Source organism: Streptomyces sp. NPDC050388 (genome assembly GCF_040655635.1).
Lineage (GTDB): Bacteria > Actinomycetota > Actinomycetes > Streptomycetales > Streptomycetaceae > Streptomyces.
In genome coordinates, this window is record NZ_JBFAKH010000034.1 from 35,233 (window position 1) to 55,184 (window position 19,952).

The window sequence follows — 19,952 nt, forward strand, 5'->3', positions numbered from 1 at the left end:
ACCTGGACGCCCTGGACCACGCCCGCTCCACGATGTGCGGGTCGACGGCGGACGGGACGGGAGCTGGGGCGAGGGGTGGGTCGGCGGGGGAGGCGACCGCCTGCGACCAGGCGTTTTCGACAGCATGCACCAGCGGTCAGAGTACGATGAAGAGGTGGTAGACCTCGCGTAGCCACTCCTCCTGTCGGATGCAGTGCCTGCGGGAGGCGCGGGCCGCAAGGAGCAAGGCATGATCCATTCAGCCGATATCCGCGAGTGGCGCAACCGGGACGTGATCGATCCCAAGGGACGCAAGATCGGAGCCCTGGAAGCGGTCTACGTGGACACCACCACCGACGCGCCGGCCATGGCCACCGTCCGTACCGGACTGCCGACCCGGCACCGACTGGTCTTCGTGCCCCTCGACGAGGCGACGCTGGGCCCCGGGTACGTGAAGGTGGCGCACGGGAGGGGGCTGGTGAGGAAGGCGCCGTCCATGGGCATGGATGACGTCCTGCCGGTCGAGCGGGAAGAAGAGGTCTTCAAACACTACGAGAGGCCTTACGAGCGCGGTACTGGGAGCGGGCGCCGCCTCGCACGCCGCTGACCAGCCTCCGTCGCAAGAGCGCCGAAGCCCGACCAAACCGCTGGTCACAGCGGGGCTCATCGCCCGCAGCAGAAGCTCGAGGATGTGCTCACCATGGCGCTTTTCCTGTTCCTGATCCTCGTGGCCATCGTCCTGGGAATCATCGGCGCGGTGGCGGAGGGGCTGTTCTACCTCCTGATCATCGGCATCGTGGTCTTCGTGGCAGACCTGGTCCTGTTCGGCATGCGCTGGTCCCGGCGCTCTCATCGACACTCCCATCGACACCCCGTCCGGTGATGCCACCACTGGTCGGCGACCCAGTACGGACGAGAAACGGCGAAGCGAGCAGCTCAAAGGCGTCGGGGCGGTTGTCGTAGGCAGGGATGGATCCGATGCGGCGCATGGTGCTCCGTGCAGTGACAGGATCGGTGCTATGGGCACCGAGACGGACTGGGTGTACCGGGTGTTCGAGCCGCACGGCTCGGAGGGCTGGCGCCCCTACGGCAGCGACCCGGAACGGTGGCGGGGCACGATCACCGTCGACGATTCGAGCGAGGGTCCCCAGTACGCCCTCTCCCTCGTCGTCGTCGACCTGATGACCGAGTGGAAGGTGCGCGGCCTGCACCGGGCGAAGCACGTGCGGGTCTACCTCTGGCGCGAGGAGGAGGGCGACCAGGAGGACGCCGACGCCATCGTGGAGGTCCGGCCGAGCGCTCACGCTGAGTTACCGGCGGGCGACCGGACCCGCGCACCGGCGGGGCACCGGCCCGGGGCGAGCGATGGATGTCCGGTCAGGCAAGCGAGAGGCCGCCGCGCGAGCACTGGCTGCCGTTTTCCCCCGGGTGTCCCCGTAGCGCCAGGATCAAGGAAACGCGCAGGCCGCAGCAGGTGCGCGGAGCCCGCTGTAAATCTGCCGGCTCAGCCTTTTCAGGTTCGGATCCTGACGCCGCCACTTGTGCGAAGAGGCCCCCTCTGGTCTGCGGAAACGCGGATCAGAGGGAGCGAGGGAGGTCTCTTGGCGGCAGTCATGCCGTCCTGGCGTCGTCCGCCTGCTCGCCCTCCGCCTGGGACGGCTCGGTCCTGGGGACGTCCGGGTGCATGGCCGCGCGTTCGACGGGATCGTCACGCTCGCCTTCGGCCTGCGAGGGCGTGTGAGAGTACAGCCACGGTTCGTAGGCCGATTCTCCGGTGTCTCCGGTTTTCATGGCAGGCCTCCTCGGTCGCTTGCCTTCCATACTGCTCCGCTCCTGCGCGGACCGCAGCAGAGCCGAGGCGGTGGTCGGCTCCGGACGAGGCGTGGACGAGACGTCGGCATCTTGAACGTCGGAGGCACATCCCTGCTGGTCGGACAGGGCACGAGCGAGTGATCTCGAGGGAGCTGTAAATCTGCCGTTGCCATGAGCCGGGCCGTCTCCGGGCCGCCCGAGGGGGGCCTGCGATGACCGTCAACGACCAACGACGACCACGACGACTGAACGTTCGCCGTGGTCGTCGTGGTGCGTCCGCCCGGTCAGACCCAGGTGTCCAGCCACATCCGGGAGCGCCAGTCGTCGATGGGGATGGAGGTGCCGGTGTAGATGGGCCAGAAGTAGATGAAGTTCCAGGCGATCAGGAGGACCAGGACGCCTGCCGCCGTTGCGCCCGCGACCCTGCGGGTGTCGCTGGAGCGGGGCGGGCCGACGAGCGCGCCCAGGAGCATCGCCACCGCCAGGCACAGGAACGGGAGGAAGACGATGGAGTAGAAGAAGAAGATCGTGCGCTCCTGGTACAGGAACCACGGCAGGTAGCCGGCCGCGACGCCGCAGGCGATGGCGCCCGCCCGCCAGTCACGGCGGAAGAACCAGCGCCACAGGACGTAGAGGAGCGCGAAGCAGGCCACCCACCACAGCATGGGCGTGCCCAGGGCCAGCACCTCACGGGCGCACTTCTCGCCCGCGTCGGCCGGGCAGCCGTCCGTGCCGGGCGCCGGGGACTCGTAGAAGTAGGAGACCGGGCGGCCGGTGACGATCCAGCTCCACGGGTTCGACTCGTAGGTGTGCGGCGAGGACAGGCCGACGTGGAAGTCGTACACCTGGTTCTCGTAGTGCCAGAAGCTGCGCCACCAGTCGGGGAACAGCCAGGACCAGCTGCTGCCCTTGCCGTCGGTCACCGCCCAGTCGCGGTAGTAGCCGCCGCTGCCGTCGTCCGCGGAGAGGAACCAGCCGAGCCACGAGGCGACGTACGTCGCGAGCGCGACCGGGACGGTGGAGAGGAACGCCCAGCCCAGGTCGCGCCGCAGCACCGCCCGGTAGGGGCGGTGGGCACCGGCGGTCCGGCGCGCGCCGACGTCCCACAGCACCGCCATCACGCAGAGCGCGGCCATGACGTACAGCCCGTTCCACTTCGTGGCGAACGCCAGGCCCAGCACCAGCCCCGCCGCCAGCCGCCAGGGCCGCAGGCCCAGCCGGGTGTTCTCGGCGATGTCCGGGTCCGGCGGGGTCCGGCCGTCGGGGCCCACGGGCAGCGCGGCGGCGAGCCGCGCCCTGGCCCGGTCCCGGTCGACGAGCAGGCACCCGAAGGCCGCGAGCACGAAGAACATCAGCACCCCGTCGAGCAGCGCGGTGCGGCTCATCACGAAGTGCAGCCCGTCCACCGCCATCAGCGCGCCCGCGAGGCAGCCCAAGAACGTGGAACGGAACAGGCGCCGGCCGATGCGGCACAGCATCAGGACGGAGAGCGTCCCGAGCAGGGCCGTCATGAACCGCCAGCCGAACGGGTCGAACCCGAACATCAGCTCGCCCAGCCCGATGACGTACTTGCCGACCGGCGGATGCACGACGTACGCCGCTTCGATCGGGACGGGGACGTCACCGCCCCTGGAGAGGATCAGGTCGTTGGCGTTCTTGTCCCAGTTGACCTCGAAGCCGCGGTGGACGAGCGCCCACGCGTCCTTGGCGTAGTACGTCTCGTCGAATATCACCGCCCTGGGGCTGCCCAGGTTCCAGAACCGCAGCACTCCCGCGAACAGGGTGACCAGCAGCGGGCCGCCCCACGCCGACCAGCGGGTGATCCGGTCGGCGAGCACCGGCGGCACCCCGAGCGTGTTCCACAGTCTGCCGGACGGCTCGGTGTACGGCGGGACCAGGCGGTCACGGATGTCGGGAACCTCGCAGGCACCGCCTCCGGTCCCCGCCGCCGGGTGGCCGAAGCGGCGCAGCCGCTGCTGCCACGACGGTTGCCGCTCCTGCGGCGACTGGTCCTGCCGGGTGTCCGTGGAGGACGCGGTACTGGTCACCGCGCCATCGTAGGGAACGGCGCTGCGGGAGTCCCGCGCATGGGTGGTATGCCCGGTTCCGGACGAGGCCGGTCCGCCCGGGACCTCCGGCCCGTCCGGCCCTGGGAGGATGGGGGAGTGACCGGAACCCTCGTACTCGCAGGCACCCCCATCGGCGACGTCTCCGACGCCCCGCCCCGGCTCGCCGAGGAGCTGGCCGGCGCCGACGTCGTCGCCGCCGAGGACACCCGGCGGCTGCGGCGGCTGGCCCAGGCGCTCGGCGTCACCCCCAGGGGCCGGGTGGTGTCGTACTTCGAGGGCAACGAGTCCGCCCGTACGCCCGAACTGGTCGAGGAACTGGCCGGTGGCGCGCGCGTGCTGCTGGTGACGGACGCCGGGATGCCCTCCGTGTCCGACCCCGGGTACCGGCTGGTCGCGGCCGCCGTCGAGCGGGACATCAAGGTCACCGCGGTGCCCGGACCGTCCGCCGTGCTCACCGCGCTCGCCCTGTCCGGGCTGCCCGTCGACCGGTTCTGCTTCGAGGGCTTCCCGCCCCGCAAGGCCGGGGAGCGGCTCGGGCGGCTGCGGGAGGTGGCCGGGGAACGGCGCACCCTCGTCTACTTCGAGTCCCCGCACCGGCTCGACGACACGCTCGCCGCGATGGCCGAGGTGTTCGGCGCGGAGCGCCGGGCCGCCGTCTGCCGCGAGCTGACCAAGACGTACGAGGAGGTCAGGCGGGGCTCGCTCGCCGAGCTGGCCGAGTGGGCGGCCGAGGGGGTGCGCGGGGAGATCACCGTCGTGGTCGAGGGCGCGCCGGACCGGGGCGCCGAGCAGGTGGACGCCGCCGAGCTGGCGCGCAGGGTGCGCGTGCGGGAGGAGGCGGGGGAGCGGCGCAAGGAGGCGATCGCGGCGGTCGCGGTGGAGGCGGGGGTGCCCAAGCGGGAGGTCTTCGACGCGGTGGTGGCGGCGAAACACCCCGCGGGGTGAGCGGGGCGGAGACGGCTCGGGACGTCGGTCGAGCGCTTGGGAGCCTTCGGCAACGAAACCCTTAAAACGGCGCCAATACTCCGCCGCCCCTACTGCTTTCGCGTCTCCTGAGGAGTCCACTGGAGGGAGGCACGGGCCGCACCGGCCCGTGCCCGCCGTGGACCGACAGGAGTCAGGATGACCGAGATCGCAGGACGGGCCGGACACCGCGCCGACGGCGTCGTCAGGGAGTCGTACTCGTTCGCCTGCATGCGCTGCGGGTACGGCTGGGAGCAGTCGTACGAGATAGAGCACCACGAGGACACCGACGGCCATGACGTCGTGCGCTACGTGGCGGACGGCCGGGTCGTGCCCTCCCCGCTGAGCCGTCCGACGTGCCTCAACTGTGACGGCCACGTCGTACGGATCATGCGGCCCGGCCGGGTCGCCTCCGCACGGAGCGCGGCCCACAGGGAGCACCGTGAGCACCATGGACACCGTGAGCACCACGGTCACCACTGGCGCCTGTCCGACCTGCTGCCCTCCTTCCACAGGGCGGGCTGACGAGCAGGTGCCCCCGTGGTGGGGAAGGCCCCTTCCGCGCGATCCGTAGGATCGGGGCATGCCTTCGAACACCCCCGACAAGAACGCCGCCCCGCCGCTCCCGGAGCCCCTGCGGGTACCGGTCGCGGATGCGCACACCCACCTCGACATGCAGTCCGGCACGGTGGAGGAAGGGCTCGCCAAGGCCGCGTCGGTGGGCGTGACGACGGTGGTGCAGGTCGGCTGCGACATCGAGGGGTCCCGGTGGGCGGCGGAGACGGCGGCGGCGTACGACGCCGTCCACGCGACGGTCGCACTGCACCCGAACGAGGCCCCGCGCATCGTGCTCGGCGATCCCGACGGCTGGTCGCGGCAGGGGGCGCGGGAGCCGGGCGGGGACGCCGCGCTGGACGAGGCGCTCGCCGAGATCGACCGGCTGGCCGCGCTGCCCCAGGTCAAGGGCGTCGGCGAGACCGGACTGGACTACTTCCGCACCGGGCCGGAGGGCAAGGAGGCGCAGGAGCGGTCCTTCCGCGCCCACATCGAGATCGCCAAACGGCACGGAAAGGCCCTGGTGATCCACGACCGCGACGCCCACGCCGACGTGCTGCGCGTCCTCAAGGAGGAGGGCGCACCGGAGCGCACCGTCTTCCACTGCTACTCGGGCGACGCCGAGATGGCGGAGATCTGCGCCCGCGCCGGGTACTTCATGTCGTTCGCCGGCAACGTCACCTTCAAGAACGCCCAGAACCTGCGCGACGCGCTCGCCGTGGCCCCGCCGGAGCTGATCCTGGTGGAGACCGACGCCCCCTTCCTGACGCCGGCGCCCTACCGCGGCCGGCCCAACGCCCCGTACCTGGTGCCGGTCACGGTGCGTGCCATGGCGGCCGTACGCGGTGTCGACGAGGACGCCCTCGCCACCGCGCTCGCGGCGAACACGGCCCGTGCTTTCGGTTATCCACAGGCGTGACCTGCGGGGTGCCCGCGCCCCGTACCCTTGTCCCGTGACCAGCCCCACCCCCGACGCCCTCCTGGGCCCCGCCGACGTCCGCGAGCTCGCGACCGCCCTCGGCGTGCGGCCCACCAAGCAGCGCGGCCAGAACTTCGTGATCGACGCGAACACGGTCCGCCGGATCGTCCGCACCGCCGAGGTCCGCCCCGACGACGTGGTCGTCGAGGTCGGCCCGGGGCTCGGCTCGCTCACCCTGGGGCTGCTGGAGGCCGCCGACCGGGTCACCGCCGTCGAGATCGACGACGTGCTGGCCGCCGCGCTGCCCGCGACCGTCGCGGCCCGCACGCCGGAGCGCGCCGAGCGGTTCGCGCTGGTCCACTCCGACGCGATGCACGTCACCGAGCTGCCCGGCCCCGCCCCGACCGCGCTGGTCGCCAACCTGCCCTACAACGTGGCCGTCCCGGTGCTGCTGCACATGCTGGAGACCTTCCCGAGCATCGAGCGCACCCTCGTCATGGTCCAGTCGGAGGTCGCCGACCGGCTCGCCGCCGCGCCCGGTTCGAAGGTGTACGGCGTGCCCTCGGTCAAGGCCAACTGGTACGCGGAGGTCAAGCGGGCCGGTGCCATCGGGCGGAACGTGTTCTGGCCTGCTCCCAACGTCGACAGCGGGCTGGTCTCCCTCGTCCGCCGGAGCGAGCCGCTGAGGACCACCGCCTCCCGGCGCGAGGTCTTCGCCGTCGTCGACGCGGCCTTCGCCCAGCGCCGCAAGACCCTGCGGGCGGCCCTCGCCGGCTGGGCCGGCTCGGCGGCGGCGGCCGAGACCGCCCTCGTCGCCGCCGGGGTGTCCCCGCAGGCGCGCGGCGAGTCCCTGACCGTCGAGGAGTTCGCGCGCATCGCCGAACACAAGCAGCCCGAGCAGCCCAAGCAGTCCGAGGAGTCCGCCGCGTGAGCGTCACCGTCCGCGTGCCCGCCAAGGTCAACGTCCAGCTCGCGGTCGGCGCGGCCCGCCCCGACGGCTTCCACGAGCTGGCCAACGTCTTCCTCGCGGTCGGCCTCCACGACGAGATCACCGTGACCCCGTCGTCGGACGGGCTGCGCGTCACCTGCGCCGGCCCGGACGCCGCCGAGGTGCCCCTGGACCGTACGAACCTCGCCGCCCGCGCGGCCCTCGCGCTCGCCGGGCGGTACGGCCGGGACGCCGACGTGCACCTCCACATCGCCAAGGACATCCCCGTCGCCGGCGGCATGGCGGGCGGCAGCGCGGACGGCGCGGGCGCGCTGCTGGCCTGTGACGCGCTGTGGGGGACCGGCGCCTCGAGGGCGGAACTGCTCGACATCTGCGCCGAGCTGGGCAGCGACGTGCCGTTCGCGCTGGTCGGCGGGGCGGCGCTGGGCACCGGGCGGGGCGAGAGGCTGACCGAGCTGGAGGTGGGCGGCACCTTCCACTGGGTGTTCGCGATGGCCGGGCGCGGGCTGTCGACCCCGGCGGTCTTCCGGGAGTTCGACCGGCTGGCGGAGGGCCGGGACATCCCCGAGCCGGTGGCCTCGCAGGACCTGCTGGACGCGCTCGCCAAGGGCGATCCGGACGCGCTCGCCGCCACGGTCTCCAACGACCTCCAGCCGGCGGCGCTGTCGCTGTTCCCGGAGCTGGCGGACACGCTGGCGGCGGGACGTGCGGCCGGGGCACTGGCTTCGCTGGTCTCGGGCTCGGGGCCGACCACGGCGTTCCTCGCCCGGGACGCGGAAGCGGCGGAGGCGATCGCGGACGCGCTGGGGGCCTCCGGCACCTGTCGGACGGTGCGTACGGCGGCTGGGCCGGTGCCGGGGGCGACGGTCGTCTGAGGGACTCAGGGCCGCTTTTCGACCGTGCCCAGGTCGATGGCGATGGCGGAAGGTTTGTCGACCTTGATCCGGTCGCGCTGCATACCCATGTGCACGTAGGACCGCGTCATGGGGTCGAGCTCGTAGACATGGATGAGGGGTCGGCCGGTGGTCCCGTCCTGTTCGACACGCCAGTAGTTCGGGATTCCCGCAGTGGCGTACTTGTGCGGTTTGGTCGTACGGTCGCGGGATTCCGAGTCGGGGGAGACGACCTCCACGGCGAGCAGGACGTCCTTGGCCCGAAACTTGGTCTGGTCCAGTCCTGTGACCGCGTCGGCTCGAACCACGCTGACATCGGGTTCGGGGCCGTTGCGCTCGTCAAGGATGACGGTCATCTCCCGCTCGACACTGAACTCCGGGCCGAGAGAGCTGCGCAGCCCGTTGACCAACAGGTCGATCACAAGGAAATGGAAGCGTCGCTGCGGACTCACGAAAACCAGGCTCCCGTCGATCAGCTCAGTGTGCGGCGGGAGATCCGGCAGGGTGAACAGGTCGTCCACGGTGTAACCGTCCACGGGCGGCACCGGCCAGTGACGGCGGTGCTCTACGGACTCGGCGGTCATGGTTCCTCCCATGGACGAGATCCTGCTGCCTGCCCTCCAAGGTAGCCGCCTGTTTCCGATCACGTCATCACAAAGGGTGACCGCCCCCTCGCGCCCCGACCGCCCCCGGGGACGCCCTACGCTGGAAAGCTGATCGAACCCCCAGGCAGGAGAGAAATGGCCGTCAATCTGGTCAATGTCGAGAACGTCAGCAAGGTGTACGGCACCCGTGCCCTCCTCGACGGCATCTCCCTCGGCGTCTCGGAGGGGGACCGCATCGGTGTCGTCGGGCGCAACGGCGACGGCAAGACCACCCTCATCCGGATGCTCGCCAGGCTGGAGGAGGCGGACACCGGGCGGGTCACGCACTCCGGCGGTCTCCGTCTCGGCGTGCTCACCCAGCACGACTCCCTCGACCCCGCCGCCACCGTCCGGCACGAGGTCATCGGCGACATGGCCGACCACGAGTGGGCGGGCAACGCCAAGGTCCGCGACGTGCTGACCGGGCTGTTCGGCGGGCTGGACCTGCCCGGGTTCCCCAAGGGCCTGGACACCGTCATCGGACCGCTGTCCGGTGGCGAGCGGCGCCGGATCGCGCTCGCCAAGCTGCTCATCGAGGAACAGGACCTGATCGTCCTCGACGAGCCCACCAACCACCTCGACGTCGAGGGCATCGCCTGGCTCGCCCGGCACCTGCGGGAGCGGCGCTCCGCGCTCGTCTGCGTCACCCACGACCGCTGGTTCCTCGACCAGGTCTGCACCCGCATGTGGGACGTGCAGCGCGGTGCCGTGTACGAGTACGAGGGCGGCTACTCCGACTACGTCTTCGCCCGCGCCGAACGCGAGCGCATCGCCGCCACCGAGGAGACCAAGCGGCAGAACCTGGTCCGCAAGGAGCTGGCCTGGCTGCGCCGCGGGGCGCCCGCGCGGACGTCCAAGCCGCGCTTCCGCGTGGAGGCCGCCAACGAGCTCATCAAGGACGTGCCGCCGCCGCGCGACAGCAGTGAGCTGATGAAGTTCGCCTCCTCGCGGCTCGGCAAGACGGTGTTCGACCTGGAGGACGTCACCGTCCAGGCCGGGCCCAAGGTGCTGCTCAAGCACGTCACCTGGCAGCTCGGTCCCGGGGACCGTGTCGGTCTCGTCGGGGTCAACGGCGCGGGGAAGACGTCCCTGCTGCGGGCGCTGGCGGAAGCGGCCCGGAGCGAGGGCGAGGTGCAGCCCGCGGCGGGCCGGGTCCGCGTCGGCAAGACGGTCAGGCTCGCCTACCTCTCCCAGGAGGTCGCCGAGCTCGACCCCACCTGGCGGGTGCTCCAGGCCGTACAGGCGGTGCGGGAGCGCGTCGACCTCGGCAAGGGGCGGGAGATGACCGCCGGGCAGCTGTGCGAGACGTTCGGCTTCAACAAGGACAAGCAGTGGACACCGGTCGGCGACCTGTCCGGCGGTGAGCGGCGGCGGCTCCAGCTGCTGCGGCTGCTCATGGACGAACCCAACGTCCTCTTCCTCGACGAGCCCACCAACGACCTCGACATCGAGACCCTCACCCAGCTCGAGGACGTCCTCGACGGCTGGCCCGGCTCGATGATCGTCATCTCCCACGACCGGTTCTTCGTCGAGCGCACCACCGACCGGGTGTTCGCCCTGCTCGGCGACGGCACCCTGCGGATGCTGCCGCGCGGCATCGACGAGTACCTGGAGCGGCGCAAGCGGATGGAAGAAGTCGCTGCGGCCGCCGCCACCGGTCCCGCGGCGAAGCCGGCTCCAAACGTCCCCGAGAAGAGCGCCGCCGACGTGCGCGCCGCCAAGAAGGAACTGCAGAAGATCGAGCGGCAGCTGGACAAGCTTTCCGAGAAGGAGTCCACGCTGCACGCCGCCATCGCCGAGCACGCCACCGACTTCGCGAAGGTGGCCGGACTCGACGCGGAGCTGCGCGAGACGGCCGGCCAGCGCGAGGCGCTGGAGACGCGGTGGCTGGAACTCGCCGAGGACGCCTGACGCCCGCACCGGAGTCCGTACCGCCCCGCAGCGCCCCGCGCACAGGTCCGTGCGCGGGGCGCGCGTTGCGTGAAGGGCGTGTGGAGGCGCGCGGGGGCGCGTAACGAGGTCATCACAGGCCGGTCCTCCCTTGGGAACAGGGGTGGATGCGGCCCGGTGCCCGTCGGTGCCGGGTGATAGAAAGACCCCGTCTGAGAACTGTAAGGACCACCTCAAGACGACTCTGGGAGCACCACGTACCTCAGGGTGTGGCTAAAAAATCAGTGAGCAAGGGGGAACGCGCTGATGGCTCAGCCGCCCGACCAGCCGCCGCAGGGCGGCTTCGGAGCACCACAGGATCCGTCCGTCTCGGGTGGCGGCTTCGGGGCTCCGACCCCGCCGCCCCCGCAGGGCCCGCCCCAGACCCCGCCGCCCCCGCAGGGTCCGCCGTCCGGTGTGCCGCCGCAGCCGGGGTACGGCTACCCGCAGCAGACTCCGCCCCAGCAGCCGGGGCCGTACAACCAGCAGCCGGGGCCGTACGCCTCCGGCCCGTACGCTTCCGGGCCCTACGGCCGGCCGCAGCAGCCCGGCCCGTACGGGCAGCCGGGCTACGGCTACCCGCAGCCGCAGTATCCGGGCGCGCCCGGCGCCCCGCAGCCGGGGCCCGGTTCCCGCAACCCCTTCAAGGGCAAGCCCGCCATGATCATCGGTGCCGCGGTGGTGGCGGCGCTGCTGGTGGTCGGCGGCACCGTGTGGGCGGTCTCCGGCGACGACGGGAAGCAGGACGAGAAGCCGGTCGCCCAGAAGAGCGACGACCCGAAGCCCGACGCCTCCGGCGCCCCGGTCGACCCGGGCGACGGCAGCGGCGACGGCGGCTCGGACCCGGAGGACCTCAACGAGGGCCGCAAGTCCGGCGAGTCCAAGGTGCTCTGGTACAAGGAGGCGCCCGACGCGCCCCGTTCCGGAGCCGACGCCCCCGGCATGTGGATCACCGACAGGACGGTGGTGAAGGCGGCCTACAGGGAGCTCTCCGCCTACAACGTCGCCGACGGCAAGCCGACCTGGGAGCCCCTCACCTTCCCCCAGGAGATCTGCGCGGTCACCCCGGAGAAGACGTCCGACGACAAGGTCGTCGTCGCTTACATGAGCGGCAGCAGCGACCGGGCCAAGTGCAACCAGCTCCAGCTCGTCGACCTCGACACCGGCGAGAAGGGCTGGACGCAGAAGGTCGAGGACGGCGGGCTGTTCGACTCCGCGATCTCCATCGAGATGACCCTCAGCGGCAACACGCTGATGGTGGGCCGCTCGCAGTCCGGCACGGCCTTCGACGTCACCTCCGGCGACAAGATGTACGACAAGAAGAAGTACGGCGACGCCTGCTTCCCCGCCGCTTTCGCGGGTGGCGAGCGGCTGATCCAGGTCGCCTCCTGCGGCGCCGGCGGCGACAACGAGCGCGACGAGGTCCAGGAGCTCGACCCGAAGACCGGCAAGGTGAAGTGGACCCGGAAGTTCGGCAAGGGCTGGCGCGTCGAGCGCGCCTACTCCGTCGACCCGCTGGTCGTTTACAGCACCAACAAGGACGAGAAGGCGTGGAACATCTCCACGCTCGGCGCCGACGGCTCGATCCGCTCCCAGGTCGCCGTCGACGAGGACTTCGCCGCCGAGTGCGGCTGGGCCATCCTCGCCCGTGACCTCCAGGGCTGCGCGGGCGTCGCCGCCGACGCGGACACCCTCTACCTGCCCACCAAGGCGACCACCGGGGCCAACGAGATCGTCGCGATCAGCCTCGCCACCGGCAAGGAGAAGTGGCGGGTGAAGTCCCCCGCGGCGGACTCGATGGTGCCCATGAAGGTCGAGGGCGGCAAGCTCATCGCCTACGTGGAGCCGTCGTACGACGCGGGCGGCCGGGTCGTGTCCGTCCCGACCACCGGCAGCAGCCACGAGCCGGTCACGCTGATGCAGAACCCGCAGGGCGTCGCGAGGATCGAGAACGGTTTCTTCAGCAAGGCGATCGACTGGGTCGACGGCCGTTTCTACATCTCGACGACCCGGCTGTCCGGCAACGACGATTCGAAGGAGAAGCTGATGCTCGCCTACGGCAAGTGAGGCGCGCAGCAGGGGTGAGGCGCGTCGGCCGGGTACGGTCGGCGCCCTCGCTCCGTCCGGCCACTTCCCCGCCGTCCTTCCCCTCCTTCGAGTTCTTCGAGTTCTTCGTTTCCTTCGAGGTCTACACGTCATGACGCAGCCGCCCCAGCCGCCCAACCAGCCCCCGCGGCAGCCCGAGCAGCCGGCCACGCCGGCTCCGCCGCCGGGCTTCGGTCCGCCGACCGAGCCGTCGCAGCCGCCGGCCCAGCAGCCGCCGTCCGCCCCGGGCGGGCCGGATCTCACCAAGGCCCCGGAGCCGGGGTACGGCTACCCGCAGGCCCCGCAGGCCCCGCAGGCCCCGCAGGCCCCGCAGGCCCCGCAGCAGTCGCCGCAGGCCGTCCCGCAGGCCCCGCCCACGCCGACGGGCCCGACGCCGCCGCCCGGGTACGGCTACCCGCAGCAGCCCCCGGCCGGTTACGGCTACCCGGGCCAGCCGGGCCCGTACGGCCAACCGCAGCAGCCGTACGGCCAGCCAGGTGCGTACGGACACCCGCAGCAGCCGTACGGCCAGCCCGGTTACGGCCATCCGCACCCGACCGTGCCGATGCAGCCACACCCTGGCGACGGCGTCGGGTCCGGCGGCGGGCGGAAGATCAACGCACAGCTGGCCATCATCGTCTCGGCGGTCGTGGCCATCGCCCTGATCGTCGGCGCCGGCGTCTGGTACTCGTCCTCGTCCTCCTCCGGCGGCGACAAGGAGACCACCGCCGACTCGGGCGGCACCGGGGGCGGCGAGAAGGACGACGAGAACGGCGGCGGCACCGCCGCCGGCGGCAAGGAGAAGGTTCCGGCCGACCCCGCCGCCAAGGTCCTCTTCCAGGTCCCGTCGCCGAAGTCCCCGAAGGACAGCTCGAGCGTCGGCGTCTCCGGTTCCTGGCTGACCGACACGGTGTACGCCAAGAGCGGCGTCGCCGAGGTCGTCGGCTACGACGCCGTCAAGGGCAGCAAGGTGTGGACGCTCGACCTGCCCGGACCGGTGTGCGAGGCCAGCGACCACGTGACCGAGGACGGCAGGACGGCGATCGTCTACAAGCCGAAGATGCCGACCAAGAACGATCCGCAGCGGTGCACGCAGGTCGCGGCCTTCGACCTCGCCACGGGTGAGAAGCTGTGGTCCGAGACGGCCAAGTCCGGCACCCAGGAGATCGGTTTCAACAACGTCACCGTCAGCGGGGACACCGTCGCGGCGGCCAGCACCAGTGGCGGCGCCGCCTGGGACATCACCTCCGGCAAGCTCCTGTGGTCGCCCAAGACGTCCGACTCCTGCTACGACTCCGGGTACGGCGGCGGGCCGAAGCTGGTCGCGGTGCGCAAGTGCGGTTCGTACGACCAGCGCCAGCTGCACATCCAGACCATCGACCCGAAGTCCGGCAAGGTGATCTCCGAGTACAGGATGACCGAGGGCATCGAGTACGCCGCGGTCGTGTCCACCGACCCGCTGGTCGTGGCCGCCGACGTCGGTGACTCCGCCGGTGACGGCAGCGGCATCTCGGACTTCTTCTCCATCGACAACAAGACCGGCGAGCTGCGGAGCCGCATCTCGGCGCCCGGTGAGGAGTTCGCGGCCCGCTGCGACGGCATCACCAGGATCGAGGAGTGCAGGGGGCTGGCGGTCGGCAACGACCGGCTGTACATCCCGACCGAGGAACACGAGGGCACGGGCGAGTACACCAGGACCAACGAGGTCGTCGCCTTCGACCTGGCCACCGGCAAGCAGACCGGCCAGCGCGCCGACGCCGGCGACGGCTACACGATCACCCCGCTGCGCATGGACGGCGGGAACCTCCTGGCGTACAAGCAGCCGCCCTACGACAAGGGCGGGCAGATCGTGAGCATCGACGGCGGCACCTTCAAGCAGACCAAACTGCTGGAGAACCCGGCGACGGAAGCGGTGCGGGACGTGGAGACGGGGATGTCGCCCAGGAGCTCCGAGGTGCTGTTCTCGCAGGGACGCCTGTACATGTCGAAGGTGTACGCCAGCGATTTCGCTTCGGGGCGGGAGGAGTACCTGGCGATCGCCTTCGGTACCGGCGGCTGACCGCTCCGCCGACCCGTTCGTACGGCCCCGCCCCCTGCTCGGTGGATTCCAGGGGGCGGGGCCGTACGCGTACCGCTCATCGGGTGCCCATCGCCACCGAATGCGAGAATTTCGGTGATCCGGGGCGATTCTCGCCGGTAGGGGGAGCGCGACGTCGAACAAGCGTGTAGCTTCCGGGACCGGACGGGGAGGCGGCGCACGGGGGTGCGCTCGCGGTATGGGGGGGTTGATACATGGGTGTGCGGTTGATGGTGGTCGACGACCACCGGCTGCTCGCCGAGGCGCTGGCCTCGGCGTTGAAGCTGCGGGGACACCGGGTGCTGGCCGCGGCGGCACCGGTGGCGGGGGCGGCGGATCTGGTGATCAGCAGGGCGCCGGAGGTGTGCCTGCTGGGGACGGCGGCACCGGCGGAGCCCGGCATCTTCGATCCGGTGGTGAAGATCAAGCGGGAGCGGCCGCAGGTGGCGGTGCTGGTGCTGGGCCCGGTGCCCAGCCCCCGCGGGATCGCGGCGGCGTTCGCGGCGGGGGCGTCCGGCTATGTGCGGCACGACGAACGCATCGAGGGCGTGGAACGGGCGATCATGAAGGCGCGGGCGGGGGAGGCCGCGGTGGCGCCGCAGTTGCTGCAGGGGGCGTTCGGCGATCTGTTGAATCCGGCGGCGCAACCGGACGACGAGGGGCAGCGGCTGCTGCGGATGCTGACCCCGCGCGAGGTGGAGGTCCTGGTCCGGGTGGCCGACGGTGAGGACACCCGGCTGATCGCGGCGGGCATGGGCATAGCGCCGTCCACGGCGCGGACGCATGTGCAGCGCGTGCTGATGAAGCTGGGTGTGGGCTCCAGGCTGGAGGCGGCGGCACTGGCGGCCCGGACGGGACTGCTGGACCGGGTGGGGCCGGTGCGGGGGTCGGCGCACTCCGGGCAGTAGGAGCAGGGAGCAGAGGTGGGGGTGTCCGCGGTGCCGGGCACCCCCACCTCTGCTTTTCCTGTTCCTCCGGCGGGGGATGCCCGCGAGGGTGACATTGACGGCTGTGGTGTGTTGTGTTTTGGTGTGTTGAGTTCTGTTGGAAGAGTGTGGAAGCAGTGCTGTGCAGGAAACGGCGCTGTGCGGAGAGCAGTGCGGTGAACGGCTCGAATGGAGCGTCCGGAGTGAAGAAGACCTCGACCCGGCTGGCCGACGGTCGCGAACTCATCTACTACGACCTGCGCGACGACACCGTGCGCGACGCGGCCGACCGCCGCCCACTGGCCGCCACCGTCACGACGTCCGAGATCCGCCGCGACCCGCTGCTCGGCGACCGTGTCGCCGTCGCCTCCCACCGCCAGGGCCGCACCTACCACCCCCCGGCCGACGAATGCCCCCTGTGCCCCTCCGAGGGCGACCGGCTCAGCGAGGTCCCGGACTCCTCGTACGACGTCGTGGTCTTCGAGAACCGCTTCCCCTCACTGGCCGGCGCCCTGGGTCGCTGCGAGGTCGTCTGCTTCACCTCCGACCACGACGCCTCCTTCGCCGACCTGAGCGAGCGGCAGGCCCGGCTGGTCCTGGACGCCTGGACGGACAGGACGTCGGAGCTGTCCCACCTGCCCTCCGTCGAGCAGGTGTTCTGCTTCGAGAACCGGGGAGCCGAGATCGGCGTCACCCTCCAGCACCCGCACGGGCAGATCTACGCCTACCCGTTCACCACCCCCCGCACCGCCCTGATGCTGCGTCAGGTGGCCGCACACAAGGAGGCGACCGGAGGGGGAAATCTGTTCGACGCCGTCCTGGCGGAGGAGCTCGCGGGCGAGCGGGTCGTCCTGGAGGGTGAACACTGGGCCGCCTTCGTGCCGTACGCGGCGCACTGGCCCTACGAGGTCCACCTGTACCCGAAGCGCAGGGTGCCCGACCTGCTCGGGCTCGACGAGGCGGCACGCACGGAGTTTCCCCGGCTCTACCTGGAACTGCTGCGGCGGTTCGACCGGATCTTCGACGGGGAGGGCGAGACCCCGACACCGTACATCGCGGCCTGGCACCAGGCCCCGTTCGGCACGCCGGCGGAGTTCGGCGGGGTCACGCGCGACGACTTCGCGCTCCACCTCGAGCTTTTCACCATTCGCCGTACACCCGGCAAGCTGAAGTTCCTCGCGGGTTCCGAGTCCGGTATGAACGTGTTCATCAACGACGTGCCGCCGGAACGCGCGGCCGAGCGACTGCGGGAGGTAGCGAGTCCATGAGCGGGAAATACCTGGTCACCGGTGGTGCGGGCTATGTCGGAAGTGTCGTGGCCCAGCATCTGCTGGAAGCCGGCCACGAGGTCGTCGTCCTCGACGACCTCTCCACCGGACTGCGCGAGGCCGTCCCGGCCGGTGCGTCCCTCATCGAGGGTGACATCCGCTCCGCCGCCACCTGGCTGGACCCCTCCTTCGACGGTGTCCTGCACTTCGCCGCGTTCTCCCAGGTCGGCGAGTCGGTGGTGCGGCCCGAGAAGTACTGGGAGAACAACGTCGGCGGCACCATGGCGCTGCTGGACGCGATGCGTTCGGCGGGCGTGCGCCGACTGGTCTTCTCCTCCACCGCGGCGACCTACGGCGAGCCTGAACAGGTCCCGATCCTCGAATCCGCCCCGACCCGGCCCACCAACCCCTACGGCGCCTCCAAGCTCGCCGTCGACCACATGATCACCGGTGAGGCGGCGGCGCACGGCCTGGGCGCGGTCTCGCTGCGCTACTTCAACGTGGCCGGCGCGTACGGCCGCTTCGGCGAGCGGCACGACCCCGAGTCCCACCTGATCCCGCTCGTCCTCCAGGTCGCCCAGGGCCGGCGCGAGGCGATCAGCGTCTACGGCGACGACTACCCGACGCCGGACGGCACCTGCGTACGCGACTACATCCACGTCGCCGACCTGGCCGAGGCGCACCTGCTGGCGCTGAAGGCGGCGGCCCCGGGCGCACACCTGATCTGCAACCTCGGCAACGGCAACGGCTTCTCCGTCCGCGAGGTCGTCGAGACGGCCCGTCAGGTCACGGGACACCCGATCCCCGAGGTCGTGGCCCCCCGCCGGGGCGGCGACCCGGCGGTCCTGGTGGCGTCGGCCGCCACGGCCCGCGAGAGACTGGGCTGGAAGCCGTCCCGCGCCGACCTCAAGGGCATCGTCGCGGACGCGTGGGAGTTCGCGCAGCGGCACACGGGCAAGGCGTTCAGCAGTACGTGACGAAGGGTCAGGGGCAGGGTATGAGCGAGTCCGACGCCGACGAGACGACCGCGAGAGCGGCCGGCGAGCGGTTCCGGGAACTGTACGGAGCCGCACCGCACGGCGTCTGGGCGGCGCCGGGCCGGGTCAACCTCATCGGCGAGCACACCGACTACAACGACGGCTTCGTCATGCCGTTCGCCCTGCCGCACACCGCGGTCGCGGCGGTCTCCCGGCGCGACGACGGCGTCCTGCGCCTGCACTCCGCGGACGTGGACGCGCCCGTCGTGGAACTGACGGTGGACTCCCTCGCCCCCGGTACGGACAGGGACTGGACCGCCTACCCGGCGGGCGTCGTATGGGCCCTGCGCGAGGCCGGCCACGCGGTGACCGGCGCGGACATCCACCTCGCCTCCACGGTCCCGGCCGGCGCCGGCCTGTCCTCCTCGGCGGCCCTGGAGATCGTCGTCGCCCTGGCCCTGAACGACCTGTACGAACTGGGCCTGCGCGGCTGGCAGTCGGCCCGCCTGTGCCAGCGCGCGGAGAACGTCTACGTCGGTGCCCCCGTCGGTGTCATGGACCAGACGGCGTCCGCCTGCTGCGAGAGCGGCCACGCCCTGTTCCTCGACACCCGCGACCTCTCCCAGCGGCAGATACCCTTCGACCTGGCCGCCGAGGGCATGCGCCTGCTGGTCGTCGACACCCAGGTCAAGCACAGCCACAGCGAGGGCGAGTACGGCAGACGCCGGGCAGGCTGCGAGAAGGGTGCCGCCCTGCTGGGCGTCGACGCCCTGCGCGACGTGGCCCCCGCGGACCTGGACGCGGCACTGGACCGGCTGGGCGACGAGGAGGAGGTCCGCCGCCTGGTCCGCCATGTCGTGACCGAGAACGAACGGGTGGAACGGGTGATCGCCCTGCTGGAGTCCGGCGACACCCGCGCCATCGGCCCGGTCCTCACCGCCGGCCACTCCTCCCTCCGGGACGACTTCCGCGTCTCCTGCCCCGAACTCGACCTGGTCGTCGACACGGCCCTCGCCTCCGGCGCCCTCGGCGCCCGCATGACCGGCGGCGGCTTCGGCGGCTCCGCCATCGTCCTGGCCGAGGCGGCGGACACGGCCCCCATCACCGAGGCGATACGGAAAACCTTCACGACGGTCGGCTTCACGACCCCCCGGATCTTCGAGGCGGTGCCTTCGGCGGGGGCACGACGGCTCCGTTGAGCACCGGACGCACCGTGCCGTGCGACGGGAGAAGTGCCCGGGCACCGAAGGGCGTGATGTGGTGGCGGGGCGATGTCACCTTCGGCGGGTCCGGCGGGTTCCGGTGGCCGGTTCCAGGGGCTTGGTCAGGGTGTACTCCGTGATGCCCGGAGGGTAGTCGGGGAGGGCGCAGACCACCTCGTAGCCGTTGCGCCGGTAGAACTCCGGGGCCTGGAAGTCCCAGGTCTCCACGCGGGAGGAGCGGCAGCCGCGCCGGTCGGCGGCGATGCGTTCCGCCGTGGACAGGAGGAGGGTGCCGAGGCCCGCTCCCCGGTGGCGTTCGTCGACCCACAGGTACGTCACGTGCAGCCAGGTCGTCCAGGTGTGGCCGACCAGGCCGCCCGCCAGGGCACCGGCCGGGTCCGAGGCCCACACGTGCACAGGGGACTCGCGTTCGTCGGGGGTTCCGCGCAGGGCGCGCAGTACCGGTGAGGCAGCCGTGTTCGTGTCCCGCAGCCGTCTGCGGAGCAGATCACGTCGGGCTCTGTCGACTTCTGTCTCAAGACGAAACATGCGGCTCACCATAAACGCGCAAGGCCGCCAGTTCTGCAAATAACCTTCCGCCGGCCGCCTCCGTCCGTACTCTGATGGACAGCGCCGGTGGGGGCCGGCGCCGTTCAGGGGGCGAGACATCCGGGTACGGAGCCCGGGGCGGGGCGGCGGGAGCGC

The 19,952-nt window shown here is 71.5% G+C and carries 18 protein-coding genes; 14 read left to right on the top strand and 4 right to left on the bottom strand.

From position 1 onward, the window contains the following. Positions 1-229: 229 nt before the first annotated feature. A complete protein-coding gene (locus tag AB0I73_RS20760) occupies positions 230-586 on the top strand; it encodes a PRC-barrel domain-containing protein (protein WP_363039372.1) in 357 nt (118 codons plus the stop codon). A 93-nt stretch (positions 587-679) separates the two neighbouring features. Further along, positions 680-862, top strand: a complete 183-nt coding sequence (locus AB0I73_RS20765) for a hypothetical protein (protein ID WP_363039374.1) — start codon at positions 680-682, stop codon at positions 860-862. 728 nt (positions 863-1,590) lie between these two features. Here the strand turns inward: AB0I73_RS20765 and AB0I73_RS20770 are convergent. Both AB0I73_RS20770 and AB0I73_RS20775 read right to left on the bottom strand, forming a co-directional pair. After that, entirely contained in the window at positions 1,591-1,770 is a 180-nt protein-coding gene (locus AB0I73_RS20770) for a hypothetical protein (protein ID WP_363039376.1), read from the bottom strand. 305 nt (positions 1,771-2,075) lie between these two features. Then, entirely contained in the window at positions 2,076-3,839 is a 1,764-nt protein-coding gene (locus AB0I73_RS20775; RefSeq protein ID WP_363039378.1) for a phospholipid carrier-dependent glycosyltransferase, read from the bottom strand. 117 nt (positions 3,840-3,956) lie between these two features. On the opposite strand from AB0I73_RS20775, the gene rsmI reads away from it, so the two are divergent. From rsmI to AB0I73_RS20800, 5 genes are all read left to right on the top strand, one after another. Beyond that, a complete protein-coding gene (gene rsmI, locus AB0I73_RS20780) occupies positions 3,957-4,805 on the top strand; it encodes a 16S rRNA (cytidine(1402)-2'-O)-methyltransferase (RefSeq protein ID WP_363039380.1) in 849 nt (282 codons plus the stop codon). Positions 4,806-4,982: 177 nt separating this feature from the next. Then, positions 4,983-5,348 carry a hypothetical protein gene (locus AB0I73_RS20785; RefSeq protein WP_363039382.1) on the top strand — a complete coding sequence of 122 codons (366 nt, stop codon included), beginning with the start codon at positions 4,983-4,985 and terminating at the stop codon, positions 5,346-5,348. 58 nt (positions 5,349-5,406) lie between these two features. Further along, on the top strand, positions 5,407-6,297 hold the full coding sequence (locus tag AB0I73_RS20790; RefSeq protein ID WP_363039384.1) for a TatD family hydrolase: 891 nt from the start codon (positions 5,407-5,409) through the stop codon (positions 6,295-6,297). A gap of 34 nt (positions 6,298-6,331) precedes the next feature. Beyond that, complete coding sequence (gene rsmA / locus AB0I73_RS20795; protein ID WP_363039386.1) at positions 6,332-7,228, top strand: 16S rRNA (adenine(1518)-N(6)/adenine(1519)-N(6))-dimethyltransferase RsmA; 897 nt, start codon at positions 6,332-6,334, stop codon at positions 7,226-7,228. After that, positions 7,225-8,121 (top strand): 4-(cytidine 5'-diphospho)-2-C-methyl-D-erythritol kinase, encoded by an 897-nt coding sequence (locus AB0I73_RS20800; RefSeq protein WP_363039388.1) that lies wholly within the window; start codon positions 7,225-7,227, stop codon positions 8,119-8,121. The genes rsmA and AB0I73_RS20800 overlap by 4 nt, the downstream gene beginning before the upstream one ends. A 5-nt stretch (positions 8,122-8,126) precedes the next feature. Here the strand turns inward: AB0I73_RS20800 and AB0I73_RS20805 are convergent, their stop codons facing one another. Continuing rightward, entirely contained in the window at positions 8,127-8,735 is a 609-nt protein-coding gene (locus AB0I73_RS20805) for a Uma2 family endonuclease (protein WP_363039390.1), read from the bottom strand. A gap of 144 nt (positions 8,736-8,879) precedes the next feature. On the opposite strand from AB0I73_RS20805, the gene AB0I73_RS20810 reads away from it, so the two are divergent. From AB0I73_RS20810 to galK, 7 genes are all read left to right on the top strand, one after another. Beyond that, positions 8,880-10,694 carry an ABC-F family ATP-binding cassette domain-containing protein gene (locus tag AB0I73_RS20810; protein ID WP_363039392.1) on the top strand — a complete coding sequence of 605 codons (1,815 nt, stop codon included), beginning with the start codon at positions 8,880-8,882 and terminating at the stop codon, positions 10,692-10,694. 285 nt (positions 10,695-10,979) lie between these two features. After that, positions 10,980-12,779: a PQQ-binding-like beta-propeller repeat protein gene (locus AB0I73_RS20815; protein WP_363039394.1), complete on the top strand. Its 1,800-nt coding sequence runs from the start codon at positions 10,980-10,982 to the stop codon at positions 12,777-12,779. A gap of 130 nt (positions 12,780-12,909) precedes the next feature. Further along, positions 12,910-14,856 (top strand): PQQ-binding-like beta-propeller repeat protein, encoded by a 1,947-nt coding sequence (locus tag AB0I73_RS20820; RefSeq protein ID WP_363039396.1) that lies wholly within the window; start codon positions 12,910-12,912, stop codon positions 14,854-14,856. Between the two features lie 233 nt (positions 14,857-15,089). Next, positions 15,090-15,782 (top strand): response regulator transcription factor, encoded by a 693-nt coding sequence (locus tag AB0I73_RS20825; RefSeq protein WP_363039398.1) that lies wholly within the window; start codon positions 15,090-15,092, stop codon positions 15,780-15,782. Positions 15,783-16,003: 221 nt separating this feature from the next. Beyond that, a complete protein-coding gene (gene galT / locus AB0I73_RS20830) occupies positions 16,004-17,068 on the top strand; it encodes a galactose-1-phosphate uridylyltransferase (protein WP_363039400.1) in 1,065 nt (354 codons plus the stop codon). Beyond that, a complete protein-coding gene (gene galE, locus AB0I73_RS20835) occupies positions 17,065-18,045 on the top strand; it encodes a UDP-glucose 4-epimerase GalE (RefSeq protein WP_363039402.1) in 981 nt (326 codons plus the stop codon). Before galT ends, galE begins: the two co-directional genes overlap by 4 nt. Before the next feature lie 20 nt (positions 18,046-18,065). Next, positions 18,066-19,244: a galactokinase gene (gene galK / locus AB0I73_RS20840; RefSeq protein ID WP_363039403.1), complete on the top strand. Its 1,179-nt coding sequence runs from the start codon at positions 18,066-18,068 to the stop codon at positions 19,242-19,244. A 75-nt stretch (positions 19,245-19,319) separates the two neighbouring features. On the opposite strand, the gene AB0I73_RS20845 is transcribed toward galK, so the two are convergent. Next, positions 19,320-19,808: a GNAT family N-acetyltransferase gene (locus AB0I73_RS20845; protein ID WP_363039405.1), complete on the bottom strand. Its 489-nt coding sequence runs from the start codon at positions 19,806-19,808 to the stop codon at positions 19,320-19,322. Positions 19,809-19,952: the final 144 nt, after the last annotated feature.